Source organism: Kistimonas scapharcae, assembly GCF_039540975.1.
GTDB lineage: Bacteria > Pseudomonadota > Gammaproteobacteria > Pseudomonadales > Endozoicomonadaceae > Kistimonas > Kistimonas scapharcae.
Window position 1 is genome coordinate 108,007 of sequence record NZ_BAABFL010000016.1, and the last position, 15,000, is coordinate 123,006.

General features: G+C 52.9%; 8 protein-coding genes and 25 tRNA genes. 7 read left to right on the forward strand and 26 right to left on the reverse strand.

The window, feature by feature from the left end:
* Positions 1–124: 124 nt before the first annotated feature.
* Positions 125–430: a high-potential iron-sulfur protein gene (locus ABD892_RS01495; RefSeq protein ID WP_345193122.1), complete on the forward strand. Its 306-nt coding sequence runs from the start codon at positions 125–127 to the stop codon at positions 428–430.
* A gap of 53 nt (positions 431–483) precedes the next feature.
* On the opposite strand, the gene ABD892_RS01500 is transcribed toward ABD892_RS01495, so the two are convergent.
* From ABD892_RS01500 to ABD892_RS01510, 3 genes are all read right to left on the reverse strand, one after another.
* Positions 484–559 (reverse strand) — tRNA-Gly (locus tag ABD892_RS01500).
* Between the two features lie 69 nt (positions 560–628).
* A tRNA-Glu gene (locus ABD892_RS01505) sits at positions 629–704 on the reverse strand.
* Between the two features lie 22 nt (positions 705–726).
* Positions 727–802 (reverse strand) — tRNA-Ala (locus tag ABD892_RS01510).
* Between the two features lie 165 nt (positions 803–967).
* On the opposite strand from ABD892_RS01510, the gene ABD892_RS01515 reads away from it, so the two are divergent.
* The 5 genes from ABD892_RS01515 (at position 968) to pgi (ending at position 8,362) form a co-directional block, all read left to right on the forward strand.
* Positions 968–1,043: transfer RNA gene (locus tag ABD892_RS01515), tRNA-Trp, on the forward strand.
* Between the two features lie 338 nt (positions 1,044–1,381).
* Positions 1,382–3,943, forward strand: coding sequence for a phosphoenolpyruvate--protein phosphotransferase (gene ptsP / locus ABD892_RS01520; protein WP_345193125.1), 2,562 nt, complete (start codon positions 1,382–1,384; stop codon positions 3,941–3,943).
* A 3-nt stretch (positions 3,944–3,946) separates the two neighbouring features.
* Positions 3,947–5,728 carry a PTS glucose transporter subunit IIBC gene (gene ptsG / locus ABD892_RS01525; RefSeq protein ID WP_345193127.1) on the forward strand — a complete coding sequence of 594 codons (1,782 nt, stop codon included), beginning with the start codon at positions 3,947–3,949 and terminating at the stop codon, positions 5,726–5,728.
* A gap of 72 nt (positions 5,729–5,800) precedes the next feature.
* On the forward strand, positions 5,801–6,631 hold the full coding sequence (locus tag ABD892_RS01530; protein ID WP_345193129.1) for a Cof-type HAD-IIB family hydrolase: 831 nt from the start codon (positions 5,801–5,803) through the stop codon (positions 6,629–6,631).
* Positions 6,632–6,667: 36 nt separating this feature from the next.
* Positions 6,668–8,362 (forward strand): glucose-6-phosphate isomerase, encoded by a 1,695-nt coding sequence (pgi, locus tag ABD892_RS01535; protein ID WP_345193131.1) that lies wholly within the window; start codon positions 6,668–6,670, stop codon positions 8,360–8,362.
* 141 nt (positions 8,363–8,503) lie between these two features.
* Here the strand turns inward: pgi and ABD892_RS01540 are convergent.
* From ABD892_RS01540 to ABD892_RS01650, 23 genes are all read right to left on the reverse strand, one after another.
* Positions 8,504–8,579: transfer RNA gene (locus tag ABD892_RS01540), tRNA-Gly, on the reverse strand.
* Between the two features lie 34 nt (positions 8,580–8,613).
* Positions 8,614–8,695, reverse strand: a tRNA-Gly gene (locus ABD892_RS01545).
* A gap of 69 nt (positions 8,696–8,764) precedes the next feature.
* A tRNA-Glu gene (locus ABD892_RS01550) sits at positions 8,765–8,840 on the reverse strand.
* Between the two features lie 22 nt (positions 8,841–8,862).
* Positions 8,863–8,938: transfer RNA gene (locus ABD892_RS01555), tRNA-Ala, on the reverse strand.
* A gap of 9 nt (positions 8,939–8,947) precedes the next feature.
* Positions 8,948–9,023, reverse strand: a tRNA-Gly gene (locus ABD892_RS01560).
* Between the two features lie 69 nt (positions 9,024–9,092).
* A tRNA-Glu gene (locus ABD892_RS01565) sits at positions 9,093–9,168 on the reverse strand.
* 22 nt (positions 9,169–9,190) lie between these two features.
* A tRNA-Ala gene (locus tag ABD892_RS01570) sits at positions 9,191–9,266 on the reverse strand.
* Between the two features lie 9 nt (positions 9,267–9,275).
* Positions 9,276–9,351, reverse strand: a tRNA-Gly gene (locus ABD892_RS01575).
* Between the two features lie 34 nt (positions 9,352–9,385).
* A tRNA-Gly gene (locus tag ABD892_RS01580) sits at positions 9,386–9,467 on the reverse strand.
* Positions 9,468–9,537: 70 nt separating this feature from the next.
* Positions 9,538–9,613 (reverse strand) — tRNA-Glu (locus tag ABD892_RS01585).
* A gap of 20 nt (positions 9,614–9,633) precedes the next feature.
* A tRNA-Ala gene (locus ABD892_RS01590) sits at positions 9,634–9,709 on the reverse strand.
* Between the two features lie 277 nt (positions 9,710–9,986).
* A tRNA-Glu gene (locus tag ABD892_RS01595) sits at positions 9,987–10,062 on the reverse strand.
* Between the two features lie 9 nt (positions 10,063–10,071).
* A tRNA-Gly gene (locus ABD892_RS01600) sits at positions 10,072–10,147 on the reverse strand.
* A 69-nt stretch (positions 10,148–10,216) separates the two neighbouring features.
* Positions 10,217–10,292: transfer RNA gene (locus ABD892_RS01605), tRNA-Glu, on the reverse strand.
* A 9-nt stretch (positions 10,293–10,301) separates the two neighbouring features.
* Positions 10,302–10,377 (reverse strand) — tRNA-Gly (locus ABD892_RS01610).
* A gap of 71 nt (positions 10,378–10,448) precedes the next feature.
* Positions 10,449–10,524, reverse strand: a tRNA-Glu gene (locus ABD892_RS01615).
* Between the two features lie 9 nt (positions 10,525–10,533).
* A tRNA-Gly gene (locus tag ABD892_RS01620) sits at positions 10,534–10,609 on the reverse strand.
* A gap of 69 nt (positions 10,610–10,678) precedes the next feature.
* Positions 10,679–10,754, reverse strand: a tRNA-Glu gene (locus tag ABD892_RS01625).
* A 9-nt stretch (positions 10,755–10,763) separates the two neighbouring features.
* Positions 10,764–10,839: transfer RNA gene (locus ABD892_RS01630), tRNA-Gly, on the reverse strand.
* Between the two features lie 69 nt (positions 10,840–10,908).
* A tRNA-Glu gene (locus ABD892_RS01635) sits at positions 10,909–10,984 on the reverse strand.
* Positions 10,985–11,004: 20 nt separating this feature from the next.
* Positions 11,005–11,080 (reverse strand) — tRNA-Ala (locus tag ABD892_RS01640).
* 233 nt (positions 11,081–11,313) lie between these two features.
* Positions 11,314–12,801 (reverse strand): glutamate--tRNA ligase, encoded by a 1,488-nt coding sequence (gene gltX, locus ABD892_RS01645; RefSeq protein ID WP_345193133.1) that lies wholly within the window; start codon positions 12,799–12,801, stop codon positions 11,314–11,316.
* A 181-nt stretch (positions 12,802–12,982) separates the two neighbouring features.
* Positions 12,983–13,969, reverse strand: coding sequence for a TDT family transporter (locus ABD892_RS01650; RefSeq protein WP_345193135.1), 987 nt, complete (start codon positions 13,967–13,969; stop codon positions 12,983–12,985).
* A gap of 132 nt (positions 13,970–14,101) precedes the next feature.
* Between ABD892_RS01650 and ABD892_RS01655 the strand changes: the two genes are divergently transcribed.
* The gene (locus ABD892_RS01655; protein WP_345193138.1) at positions 14,102–14,989 is read left to right on the forward strand and encodes a LysR substrate-binding domain-containing protein; all 888 of its coding nucleotides are present in this window, start codon (positions 14,102–14,104) and stop codon (positions 14,987–14,989) included.
* Positions 14,990–15,000: the final 11 nt, after the last annotated feature.

Consider the following 15,000-nt stretch of genomic DNA (forward strand, 5'->3'; position numbering starts at 1 on the left):
ATACATTTATTTATATATGTATAAATATAAATTCAATACATACAAAAGAACATCAATAAGTTAGTCGTTTTACGAAGCTTTTTATACGTGGTTAGTCGTAATTAATCTAAAATGAAAAGTCCACATGCAAAGCAGACGTGATTTTCTGAAAAAAAAAACCGCTATTGGCGTTTCCCTGATTCCACTCGCAACACTCTCCCTTGCGGATGACAAGGTAGTGTCTGTTGATGAACCGATGGCAAAAAACTTTGGTTATATCCTCAATGTCGCAGACGCGAAGAGTGAGGAAAAGCACCAGGCTGGTCAGAAATGTGAAAACTGCGTGCTGTACGTCGAAGGGAACAAAGGCTGCAATCTTTTCCAGGGTAGGCATGTCAGCCCTGAATGCTGGTGCAAAGCATGGGCGTTAAAGCCAGGCGCCACACTGTAAAAAATACTTTAGATAACAAAAAAGCCGTCATCAGTGATGACGGCTTTTTAATCTGGAGCGGGAAACGAGACTCGAACTCGCGACCCCAACCTTGGCAAGGTTGTGCTCTACCAACTGAGCTATTCCCGCTTTTTAGCTGATTCTTTGTTTAACGACCGACATCCGGTCTCGAGCAGATGACACCACTCAGTATAAAAGTGGCGTCCCCTAGGGGACTCGAACCCCTGTTACCGCCGTGAAAGGGCGGTGTCCTAGGCCACTAGACGAAGGGGACGCAAATTCTTACAGGAAGAATTTGGTGGAGCCAGGCGGGATCGAACCGCCGACCTCTACAATGCCATTGTAGCGCTCTCCCAGCTGAGCTATGGCCCCGCAAACATCCTCTCAACCAAGACAAAGAACAAGCTGTCTCAGCGAAGATGGAACGCATTCTATGAACCTTAAGAAGTCTTGTCAACCGACTGAAACAAAAAGACTTTTTTTGAAAAAAGACTGGAAAAGCAGCGTTATTCTCGTGTTATACTGCAGCCACTTCACAGGCCAATAGCTCAATTGGTAGAGCACCGGTCTCCAAAACCGGGGGTTGGGGGTTCGATTCCCTCTTGGCCTGCCATCTTGCAAGTTACTCGTTTTACCCTCTCTTGCTCCTGACTTCTTCTAACACGTCTCCGCCTCAGCATCATACACGCTCAATTCCTTGAACGTTTCCCCTACCGATACCAGACTACAGTCTGATGACAAATCGGTAACAGGTACCTCAAGATTGCACGTTGAACGGTGCCCTGTTCTGCACCCGAATACCCTGCGTATTTGAGCTGCATCAATATGAGCGCCCCCAAAATCCTTACAGTGGGCAGCAGGGAGCACAGGCGCATGACGTACATCAACGTTCACACAGCGCCAACCCTTCCTTGGATATTCCTTACGCCTTGTTATCGCGGAGCAATACGATTGAATCCTTCATCCCCTCCCGTACAGCATGACATCACCTTGTTGGCCCCCCTATCCGGCCCCATCATTCCTATCGACCAGGTACCCGACCCGGTATTTTCGGAACGCATGCTCGGTGACGGCATTGCCATCGATCCGGTCGACAACATCCTGCTTGCACCGGTTGATGCCGAAGTTGTACAGCTGCATGCCGCTCACCATGCACTGACCCTGCGAACCGACAGCGGCATTGAGATCCTGATGCATGTTGGCCTGGATACCGTGACACTGCGCGGAGAAGGTTTCAGCCCACAGGTGAACGAAGGTGACAAGGTAAAAGCCGGGCAGCCACTGCTGCAGTTTGACGCAGACTATCTCGCTTGCCACGCACGCAGTCTCATTACCGTTATTGTACAAACCGGGCCGGAAAGCCTGACTATCAACCATCCGGCATCGGGTCATGTCAACGCAGGCCGTGACCGCCTGCTGACACTGGACACATCGCCATCAATCGGCGACACCGATACACCATCACAGGCACAGGGCGAACCGGATGCAGAAGCCTCTGTTCGCATTCCCAACCCAGAAGGCCTTCACGCACGACCATCCGCGGTTCTGGCCAAGCTGTGCCATCAATGCCATGCAACCGTGAAGCTGGCCTGCCATAGTATCGAAGCACGCGGTGACAGCGTCACTGAACTGATGAAACTTAACACCCGGCTGGGCGACGATGTCACGATAAAAGCCTGGGGAGTTGACGCAAAGAATGTAGTCGCTTCGGTCGTTGCAGCCATTGAATCCGGACTGGGGGAAGATGTCGCTTCAACAAGCACCCAGACATCTACCACCGAGGAAACTGAAACACCACTTCTGACCAATGAAAAAAGCGATCCGCGCCGCCTATCCGGTGTTCGCGCCGCTCCCGGACTCGGCATTGGCAAACTCATCCATATTCGCCGGCAGCATCCGGAATTGCAGGAGTGGGCTTCGGATATAGCGACCGAACAACATCAACTAAACAACGCAATTTCATCAACCTGTGATGACTTGCGACAGCTGGTGACTAAACTCGCAGCAGCCGGCGAACAGGAACAATCCGAAATATTCAATGCCCACGCTCAACTGCTGGAAGACCCGGCACTGGCCGAAACCGCCAACCACATGATTACAAAAGGACGTTCAGCAGCCTGGGCCTGGAATGATGCCGTCAACCAGCAGGTTCGCGCACTACAGTCACTGGACAACCCGCTACTGGCCGGCCGGGCTGCTGACATTGATGATGTCGGCCAACGTGTTCTGTCTGTATTGACAGGCATCTCGTTCGGCACCGAAAACTGGCCGGTCAATGCCATTCCCGTATACTTGGATATTACGCCATCAGATTTGCTCAGCCTGGATCGTGATCGTGTAGCCGGGGTCTGCAGCCTCGAAGGCGGGGCCAGCTCTCATGCCGCGATCATTTCTCGCTCCCTGGGAATTCCTTACCTTGCCGGGATGGATAGCCGTATCAACGAACAACCGGACGACGCCACTGTCATCATGGATGCTGATGCGGGTTACCTGCTGCTATCACCATCCGAGCAGGAAATCAGCCAGTGTCAGACCCAAAAAGATCTTGCTGAACGCACCTACCAGGACGCACTGCAAACAACAACCCAACCCGCCATTACACAGGATGGTACGCATATAGAAGTAGCAGCCAATGTTGGCGGTCTGGACGAAGCAAGAAAAGCAGTAGAGTTGGGCGCAGAAGGTATTGGATTGCTGCGCACCGAATTCCTTTATCTCAATCGCACAACCGAACCGGACGAAGACGAACAGACGCAAATCTATAGCGATATTATCAGCGCTATGGGCAAAGAACGTCCGGTCATCATCCGCACACTGGATGTCGGTGGCGACAAACCCCTGCCCTATCTGCCTCTACCAGAAGAAGAGAACCCCTTCCTGGGAGAACGGGGGATTCGTGTCGGCATCAATCGTCCCACCATGCTTCGTCGGCAGATTCGTGCACTTCTGCGCAGCGCGAAAGTTGGCAATCTGCGCATCATGTTACCCATGATTGCCAGCCTGGAAGAATTCCGAGCGGTCAGAAAATTGGTCGAAGAAGAACGTCAATCACTGGAAAGCAGCATTGAGCTGGGCATCATGATTGAAGTCCCTTCTGCCGCCCTGATGGCCCGGGAGCTGGCACGAGAAGCCGATTTTTTCTCCATCGGCACTAACGACTTGACCCAGTACACCCTCGCCATGGATCGCGGTCACCCCAAACTGGCCAGCCGGATCGACAGTCTGCACCCTGCTGTATTGCGCCTGATCGCCATGACCGTGGAAGGCGCCAGAGCCGGGAATCGCTGGACCGGTATCTGTGGTGGCATTGCCAGCGATATCACGGCAATACCACTGCTGCTGGGACTTGGGGTGAATGAACTATCCGTCAGCGTTCCGTCTCTACCACCGGTGAAAGCCCGTATCCGTGAACTCAGTCTTGCTGATTGCCGCGCACTGGCACAACAGGCCCTCGCCATGGAAGACGCCACACAGGTGCGCGCGCTGCTGGCGCAATGGAAAGATAAGGAGTAACCCATGACAACAATTGCACATCGCGCCTTTGCCAACCTTCAAAAAATCGGCAAATCATTGATGCTGCCGGTGGCGGTACTGCCCGCTGCCGGCATCCTGCTGGGCGTAGGTTCCGCCGGATTCGCATTATTTCCGGATATTGTGAATACGATCATGGCCCAGGCCGGCGGCGCCGTATTTGGCAACCTGCCACTGATTTTCGCCATTGGTGTCGCACTGGGCTTTACCGAAAATGATGGCGTGGCCGCACTGGCTGCCATGGTCGGTTACGCGGTAATGATTGCCACCATGGGGGTTTTCGCCACGGCACTTGACCTCGAAACCACGCGTATCATGGGTATTGATTCCATTGATACCGGCGTTATGGGCGGGATTATTATCGGTGCTGTCGCGAGCTGGCTGTTCAACCGCTATTACCGGATTGAACTGCCAGCCTATCTGGGCTTCTTTGCCGGCAAGCGGTTCGTCCCAATTGTCACTGCCTTTGCAGCGATTGGCGTGGCCGCAATGCTGGCACTGGTCTGGCCCCCTATTGGCGAAGCCATCCAATCTTTCTCCACCTGGGCTGCCAGCGAAAATCCGGCCGCCGCCTTTACCATTTACGGCATTGTTGAAAGGGCGCTCATCCCATTCGGATTGCACCATATCTGGAACGTGCCCTTCTTCTTTGAAGTCGGTCAGTACGTCGACCCTCAAACCGGCAAGGAATTCACTGGCGAAATTGCCCGCTATGTCGCCGGCGACCCCACTGCAGGCAACATGGCCGGCGGCTACCTCTTCAAGATGTTCGGCCTGCCGGCTGCAGCCATTGCCATCTGGCATACCGCCAAACCGGAAAACCGTGCGCGGATTGCCAGCATCATGATTTCTGCGGCACTGACCTCTTTTCTGACTGGCATCACCGAACCCATTGAATTCTCATTCCTGTTTGTTGCCCCCGTTCTTTACGGCATTCATGCCCTGCTGGCAGGTCTGGCCTATTTCACCTGTATCGCCCTGGGCATCAAGCACGGCATGACCTTTTCCCATGGGTTCATTGATTTTTCCCTGCTGTACGGCAACTCCACCAATGGCTGGGGCATTCTGGCGCTGGGCCTGGCGTTTGCCGCCCTGTATTACATCATCTTCCGCGTCACTATCCAGTGGCTCAACCTGAAAACACCGGGACGCGAAGATGAATCCGATGCCACTCTCGACAGCGACATCAGCTCAATGGCCGGTGAACTGATCGCAGCTTTCGGCGGTGCAGCCAATATCACCAGCCTGGATGCCTGCATTACACGTCTGCGCATTGCAGTCAGACATCCTGACCAGGTCAATGACGCCCGCCTGAAGCAACTCGGTGCAACCGGTGTTGTCCGTGTCGGTAACGGCGTTCAAGCCATATTCGGTACCCGCTCGGACAATCTCAAGACCGATATGGAGCAATATCTGAAGCAACACCCACAACCCCAGCCAGAGGTTGCAGATACCGAAACAGCACCCAAAGAAACCATTGCCACTACGACAGCTGCGCACACCAACATCAAAACCAGTGATGCCCTGGCTGCGATTAAAGCCCTGGGTGGCGCAGAAAATATCCAATCAGCCAAAACCTGCGCACTGACCCGGATACGGGTTGAGCTTGGACAAGGCACCGAACCTGACAGGCAAGCATTAAAACAGGCCGGCATTACCGAAGCCATGCGCTGCAGCGACACCGTCATCCACCTTCTGGTTGGCGAACAACACACATCCGCCTGGGAACAGGCATTCAATGAACACCTTAAGGTCGCCATTGCCTGATAACAGATGGGCGTCTTCCTTGGAAGACGCCCATACTGATTGCCATCCATTACAAACCACAGGAGACACAACATGCTTCAACTGATCGCAGCCGACCTGGATGGCACCCTCCTGACACCAGAGCATCGACTGGGGTCACACACAACCTCGACGCTTAAGCGTCTGATTCAAGAGGGTTATCAGCTGATTCTGGCCAGCGGGCGCCATGCCAGCGAAGTGTCAGATCTCCGAAGCAGCCTTGAGATACCCGCTTTCATGATCACAGCCAATGGCGCCCGTGTTTACACACCCACCAACACGCTACTGTTTCAAAAGAATCTGCCTGAAGACATTGTCCAGGCCATGATCTCGACCCTGATTGATAAGCCCGGCATCACCGTGCATCTTTATAAGGATTCAGGCTGGTATTTTAACCAGTACGATGAGCAACTACTGTCATACCATAAAGACACCCCCTTGCCCCGCTTCTTTTGCAACGGAGAAGCCTTACCCACGGCATTCGTCGCCAAGCTTTTTTTCACTTGTCAGGATATCAGTCGCCTAGCCGCTTACGGTGAGGCGTTACGGAGCCGTTTTTCAGGTAAGGTAGACATTACCTGCTCCCTTCCCTGGAGCATGGAGATTACCGCAGCAGGCACAAGCAAAGGCAATGCCATGCAACGCATAGCCCAACACCTCAATCTCTCACCCAAACAGTGTATCGCCTTTGGCGACGGTTTGAATGATGCCGATATGCTGACAGCCGCCGGCAAAGGGATCATCATGGAAAACGCCGATGAACGCCTGAAACAACTGTTGCCAGAAATGGAGATTATTGGCCCGAATGCCAATGAAACCGTGGCAGCGTATCTGGAAAACACCTTTTTACTCAATGACCCCGGTATCAACGCCGTAATGCGGTAAGATACCTACATACCTTGCGAAACCATCAGCCCAGAAATGAAAACACCCTCAATTGAACAACAGCCCGGCCTTCCCTCCCCCCTGCGCCAATACGCTGTCTCATCCTCGCTGGAAACACACTGCAAAAATCTCGCAGAAACCTCTCTCACGAGATTAATGGAACAACCGGAACGCTGTCGGCAACTCACCATCGAAGCCGCCGGACTCTGCCTGGATTACTCTCACCACAGGGTCACAGCAGAATCCTTGTCAGATCTCTTAGAACTGGCCAGAGAAGCCCGACTCGAAGAGCGCCGGGAGGCCATGTTGAATGGCAGCACCATCAACACGTCAGAACAGCGTGCTGCCCTCCACACCGCACTGCGCAATCGAAGCCAGCGGCCTGTACTGGTTGATGGCTCAGATGTTATGCCTGCCATCCGTGACACTCTGGAAAGAATGCGCGCACTATGCCAGCACGTTCACAGTGGCGAATGGACCGGGCATACAGGGAAACCGATCAAGCATATCGTCAACATTGGCATTGGCGGTTCGTTTCTTGGTGTCAAAACGGCACTGGATGGCTTGCGCCCCTTTCACCGTGAAGGACTGACCGCACATTATGTCGTGAATGTTGACCCGGCGGACCTTGCCGCAACACTGAAAGTGATTGATCCGGAAACCACGCTATTCATCGTTGCGTCGAAATCATTCAGCACCCTTGAGACACGCGTCAATGCAGAAGCCGCCAAAGCTTGGATGCTGGAACAAGGCATGCCAGCGCAGGACAGCCACCGCCACTTCATCGCAGTATCAAACAACATCAACAAAGCCACACAGTTCGGTATTGCACCAGACAACATTCTGCCACTGTGGGATTGGGTCGGCGGACGCTACTCACTCTGGTCCGCTATCGGCCTGATGATTCCCTTGATGACCAGTTTTACCGTCTTCGAGCGACTGCTGCACGGCGCCTACAGCATGGATGAGCACTTCCGGATTGCGCCATTAGAACAAAACATGCCAGTGATCATGGCCCTGCTGGGTATCTGGTACAGCAATTACTTTGGAGCACAAAGCCATGCCGTACTGACCTACGCCAGCGATCTGGAAGCCTTCCCTGCCCACCTGCAGCAAATGGATATGGAGAGTAATGGCAAGCGTGTCACCACTGAAGGCCAGCCCGCCAGCTGGCAGACCGGCCCTGTGATCTGGGGAGGCGTCGGCACTAACGGCCAGCACGCATACCATCAGCTTCTGCACCAGGGCACGCGACTGATTCCTGTCGACATTATTATCCCGATGGTCAGCCAGTCACCTATTGGAGAACAACAGGATTGGCTGTTTGCCCATGCACTGGCTCAGTCCCAGGCACTAGCATTTGGATGCTCGGAAGAAACGATCAGGGATGAACTGGCCAAAGAAGGTGCTAGTCAGGAAATGATCGATACTCTGGCGCCACAAAAAACCATTCCAGGCAACAAACCCGTTTCACTGCTGGTCATGGAAAGCCTGACACCAGAAGCATTAGGCGCACTAATCGCCCTGTATGAACACAAAGTATTCGTTCAGGGTGTGATTTGGGGTATCAACAGTTTCGATCAATTTGGTGTCGAGCTGGGAAAAGTACTGGGCGACCAGATCTTTGAGCAACTCAATGACAGTACCCTATGTGCATCAGAAGACTCTGCCCTGAACCAATGGATACAGCGTTATCGCCGAATACACAATCGCTGTAACGACAACCGATAAACGCCCCTCCATCGCCGGCGGAAAGCCCACATTCTTCGCCGGCCAACATCGAAAGTACAAGAAACAACATTCGAAGATATAAAGTGATGGATATAGGCAATACAAAAAAAGCCGTCATCATTGATGACGGCTTTTTTAATCTGGAGCGGGAAACGAGACTCGAACTCGCGACCCCAACCTTGGCAAGGTTGTGCTCTACCAACTGAGCTATTCCCGCAAGGAAAATTGTTTTACGACGTTTTCAACGTCGGAGCGGGAAACGAGACTCACTCTCTAGCTCTGGGCGACCCCAACCCTGGCAAGGTTGTGCTCTACCAACTGAGCTATTCCCGCTTTTTAGCTGATGCTTTGTTTAACGACCGACATCCGGTCTCGAGCAGATGACACCACTCAGTATAAAAGTGGCGTCCCCTAGGGGACTCGAACCCCTGTTACCGCCGTGAAAGGGCGGTGTCCTAGGCCACTAGACGAAGGGGACGCAAATTCTTACAAGAAGAATTTGGTGGAGCCAGGCGGGATCGAACCGCCGACCTCTACAATGCCATTGTAGCGCTCTCCCATCTGAGCTATGGCCCCGTCGTACACTGGAGCGGGAAACGAGACTCGAACTCGCGACCCCAACCTTGGCAAGGTTGTGCTCTACCAACTGAGCTATTCCCGCTTTATATCTGATGCTTTTTTTAACGACCGGCATCCGGTCTCGAGCAGATGACACCACTCAATATAAAAATGGCGTCCCCTAGGGGACTCGAACCCCTGTTACCGCCGTGAAAGGGCGGTGTCCTAGGCCACTAGACGAAGGGGACGCAAATTCTTACAAGAAGAATTTGGTGGAGCCAGGCGGGATCGAACCGCCGACCTCTACAATGCCATTGTAGCGCTCTCCCATCTGAGCTATGGCCCCGTCGTACACTGGAGCGGGAAACGAGACTCGAACTCGCGACCCCAACCTTGGCAAGGTTGTGCTCTACCAACTGAGCTATTCCCGCAATGAAAGTTGTTTTACGACGTTTTCAACGTCGGAGCGGGAAACGAGATTCACTCTTTAGCTCTGGGCGATCCCAACCTTGGTAAGGTTGCGCTCTACCAACTGAACTATTCCCGCTTTATATCTGATGCGTTATTTAACGACCGGCATCCGGTCTCGAGCAGATGACACCACTCAAAATATAAAGTGGCGTCCCCTAGGGGACTCGAACCCCTGTTACTGCCGTGAAAGGGCAGTGTCCTAGGCCACTAGACGAAGGGGACGCAGATTCCTTCAAGGAATTTGGTGGAGCCAGGCGGGATCGAACCGCCGACCTCTACAATGCCATTGTAGCGCTCTCCCAGCTGAGCTATGGCCCCGATATCCGCTGAACCGCTTCTGCAAAACGCCTGCGGTAACAGCAGCGAACGGGAGCGAATTCTATGGACAGGCCCGAATACTGTCAAGGACAACCGTTCCCAATCGCCTGCGGAATATACGAACATCGACGCTTAAAGCATGCAAAGACAAATACCCTGCCACACAAAGCAATAAGCGCCGATTATTAAACAAGAGCAATAAGAGGAAAATATTTAGAAGGCATACAAAAATGCCAGGCAAAAAAAAACCGGTCCTCAGACCGGCTCAAAAAAATAGTGGCGTCCCCTAGGGGGTTCGAACCCCTGTTACCGCCGTGAAAGGGCGGTGTCCTAGGCCACTAGACGAAGGGGACACACAACACTGGAGCGGGAAACGAGACTCGAACTCGCGACCCCAACCTTGGCAAGGTTGTGCTCTACCAACTGAGCTATTCCCGCTTTATACCTCATGCTTTATTTAACGACCGGCATCCGGTCATCGAGCAAATGACACCACTAAAAATAAAGTGGCGTCCCCTAGGGGACTCGAACCCCTGTTACTGCCGTGAAAGGGCAGTGTCCTAGGCCACTAGACGAAGGGGACACACAACACTGGAGCGGGAAACGAGACTCGAACTCGCGACCCCAACCTTGGCAAGGTTGTGCTCTACCAACTGAGCTATTCCCGCTTTATACCTGATGCTTTATTTAACGACCGGCATCCGGTCATCGAGCAGATGACACCACTCAAAATATAAAGTGGCGTCCCCTAGGGGACTCGAACCCCTGTTACTGCCGTGAAAGGGCAGTGTCCTAGGCCACTAGACGAAGGGGACACACAACACTGGAGCGGGAAACGAGACTCGAACTCGCGACCCCAACCTTGGCAAGGTTGTGCTCTACCAACTGAGCTATTCCCGCTTTATACCTGATGCTTTATTTAACGACCGGCATCCGGTCTCGAGCAAATGACACCACTCAGTATAAAAGTGGCGTCCCCTAGGGGACTCGAACCCCTGTTACCGCCGTGAAAGGGCGGTGTCCTAGGCCACTAGACGAAGGGGACACACAACACTGGAGCGGGAAACGAGACTCGAACTCGCGACCCCAACCTTGGCAAGGTTGTGCTCTACCAACTGAGCTATTCCCGCTTTATATCTGATGCTTTGTTTAACGACCGGCATCCGGTCTCGAGCAGATGACACCACTCAATATAAAAGTGGCGTCCCCTAGGGGACTCGAACCCCTGTTACTGCCGTGAAAGGGCAGTGTCCTAGGCCACTAGACGAAGGGGACGCAAATTCCTTCAAGGAATTTGGTGGAGCCAGGCGGGATCGAACCGCCGACCTCTACAATGCCATTGTAGCGCTCTCCCAGCTGAGCTATGGCCCCGTTCCGTGCTGTCCGGCTCAGAAGTCAGTGCCGGNTCCGTGCTGTCCGGCTCAGAAGTCAGTGCCGGAATGCGGGGCGAATTCTATGGGCGCGCTTATAACCTGTCAAGCATATCGATTCGCTCTTTTAAGAACGAAACGAACGTACTTACCGAGAATGGCGAAGAGAAACAGAAAAGGATTCGATAAACAGACAGACCAGCAGCAAAACAATCGCTACTGCTGGCCATCAGATCAAGCGTCAGCCAACTGCTTGTACTCTTTTTCCAGTCGCTTGGCTTCTTTCTTGGACACACCACCCAGAATCTCGATGGCATGACGGATACGCGCGCGACTCATATCGGGGCCCAGTATTTCCATGGAATCCACCACAGACCACGAATTCGGGGTACCGGCAATGGCCACAAAAATAGGCTGCATCAACTCCCCTACTTTCAGATCAATGGCTTTGGCCAGTGTTTTGATTTCGGTAAAGATGGCGTTTTTATCCCACTGGCGCAACGCTTCCAGGCGCCATAAGGCAAACTGCAGCGCCTTTTTCACACCAGCATCATCCAGCTTCTTATGGGCGAATGATTCCGGCGCAAGGTTCAGCATACCGGTGAACATAAAGCCGGACAGCGCCATGAAATCGGTAAACCGCTCTGCACGCTCCTTGGCAAACGGCAGGAACTGTCGCATGTAATCATCGTTGATCAGCCAACCGTGCAGACGATCGGCAAATTCATCCACGGTAAGGTTTTCACGAATCCAGCTGCCGTTTAACCAGGCCAGTTTTTCCTGGTCGAAAATTGGACCACCCAGTGAAACCCGTTGAATATCAAACTGTTCCACCATTTCGTTAAGGGTAAACTTCTCCCGCTCATCCGGCATGGACCAACCCATCCGGCCAAGATAGTTCAGCACTGATTCCGGCAGATAACCCATACGACGGTAGTAGTTAATACTGGTCGGATTCTTGCGCTTGGACAACTTGCTCTTGTCCGGATTACGTAGCAGCGGCATATGGCAAAGGGTCGGCATCTCCCAGTCAAAGTACTGATAAAGCAGCTTGTGCTTGGGCGCGGAGTTAATCCATTCCTCACCACGAATTACATGGGTAATCCCCATCAGGTGGTCATCCACCACGTTTGCGAGGTGATACGTTGGCATGCCATCAGCTTTCACCAGCACCTGCATGTCAATCTGTGCCCAATCAATTTCAATGGTGCCGCGCAGCATGTCATCAACAACGCAGGTACCACTTTCCGGCACTTTCATCCGCACAACATGGGGCTCGCCTGCCGCCAATTTGGACTGTACGTCAGCTTCGCTCAGATGGAGACAGTGGCCGTCATAACCCGGCGTCTGCTTGTTTTCCATTTGTTCGGCACGCAGTGCGTCCAGACGCTCGGCGGAGCAGAAGCAACGGAAGGCATGCCCTTTTTCCAGCAGGATATCCGCATGTTTCGCGTAAATTTCACCACGCTCGCTCTGCCGGTAAGGGCCGTGGGGACCACCAACATCCGGCCCTTCACTCCACTCAAGGCCAAGCCAGCGGAGGGAATCGAGGATCATCTGCTCAGATTCCGGGGTACTGCGCTGCTGGTCAGTGTCTTCAATACGCAGGATAAACTCACCACCCTGACTGCGTGCGAAAGCCAGGTTAAACAGGGCGATATAAGCGGTGCCGACATGCGGATCACCGGTCGGCGACGGGGCCACTCGGGTACGGACAGTCATTGTTTTCCGTTAACAATTCGGGGGTTCATACAGCATGACAGGTCAGCAGTGCGTACTTTCGGACAGCAAACGGCTGAAGCATCACGTCGAAACAGGGAATTATACGTCACCACTCCCCTTTTGCAGTACACAAAAAAACCCTGATCAGGATCAGGGCTTCAATGGATGGTTTAACAATGACTTAACGACGTATTAGATAGTGCATTCCGTAGCGAAGCGCCACATAAAAGACAATCGCTGATGCAATATACATCTCAAAGACAGCTACTCCATAAAACAGGTGGTAAATATGCGCTGGCACCTCGCTCTGAATCAGCGCTGCAAATTTGAACATCGCTGTTGCGCCGATCACCATCGGGAACGTAAAGGCCGCATAACCAGGAGAAAACGGCAGTCGAAGCAGCTTGAAAAAGGCGACGTAGACCAACATGGTCATGAACAGTGCCAGCGGCACCAGCGCACCGACAAGAATCAGGTTGGGCTCTTCAAAAGCGGCCAAGTAGCCGGCAAGGGTAAGTGATGCTGGCGCGCCCATGATTGCGATCGTGGGCAAGGCAGCCTGAGGAATGCAATCCTTGAAAATCAGGCGATACATCATCAGGGGTAACTTGATCAGATAAGCCACCAGCCCGAAATAGAAAATGGCGTGCACCAGCGCGTCATATCCCATGCCCTTGCAAGTCACCGCAGCAACGATGATACCGACCGGCGGTACAAACCAGCTGGGTACCATATGCTCCATTCGGAACTCCCGTATCCGGTAAACCGCAAAAAAGAACAGCAGCGCAACATGAGCAACGATCGCAGTCAGCCATAAACCACGGGCAAATACTGGTACATAAGGCAATAAAGCCGCAGCCACCACCATGGTTCCCATGGCAATTGTCGGCATGATACTGCCCGCTACAGGATGGGAAATATCTTCTTTCAGTAGTTTTGAGTTGACGACAAACTTTGACACAACCAGAAGGATGAATAGCCCACCGATCAGGGCCGCGAGCAACTTAGACTGTTCCGCAAAGCGTGGCGCGTACAACGCCCAGGTACCCCCCAGGCTGGCAGTCGCCAGGCCAAGTCCGCCAAGCGGGGTCGGAACACTCTTCAAGCGCTCCCGAAGAGGAACCTGTGCTGTCGACAGCATATAACCGGGGGCATTGATATCAGCCATCACGAATTTACCTCGAAAGCGTTAACCCGGTAATCCTAATACGACACACCAAATAAGAATATTCGATGTTTTAAATAGGCTGTATAAGTTATTCTTATTCTTCAGACAGGATCTATTTACCTACGAAGCCCCATGCACATTACCCTGAGACAGCTTGAAGTCTTTACTGCCATCGCCAGACATCAGCAGGTACGGATCGCAGCGGCGTCTTTGCATATGTCACAACCGGCTGCCAGCATGGCGCTGGCAGAGCTGGAAAAACAGTTGAACACCCACCTGTTCGACCGTTACAGCAACCGGTTGACACTCAACGATCAGGGGCAACGCATGCTGGCCCTGGCCTGCGAACTCCTTGGCCGTGCCAATGATCTTGAAAACCTGTTCCTGCATGACAGCCATGCGCTTTGCGGCAGCTTATCCATTGGCACCAGCCTGACTATTGGCAGTTACCTGTTACCTGGCATTATTACCACTATGCAGCAGGAGTTTCCGGGCATTGAAGGTCACTACAGCATTCAGAATTCCGAAAAGATCATCGACAAACTCCTGCGCCATGAGCTGGATGCCGCATTAATAGAAGGCATCTGCCACCACCCGTCGATTGAAGCTGAAACCTGGCGAGAAGATCGCCTGGTCATTGTGGCGCCAAGGGAACACCCCTTGACGAAAGCACCGCTGGTCAGCCCGAAACAACTGGCCGTCTACCCCTGGATTGTCCGGGAAACCGGTTCCGGCACTCGTGCATTGTTTGATTATGCGATCGTATCCAAACTGCCAAACATTAAAATTCTTCTGGAACTTGAACAAACGGAAGCAATCAAGCAAGCCGTCATTGCAGGATTGGGTCTTGCCTGCTTATCAGAGCTCGCCGTCAATGACGCCATTTTGGAAGGTAAGCTCAGTCTGATAGAAACCCCCTTTCTGGATCTAAAAAGGCACTTTTATCTACTGACTCATCACAACCAGCATCGTAAACCAACACTGGAAGCCTTCCTCGCCCTCTGCCACTCCCACCGCTGAAATCCCCCATA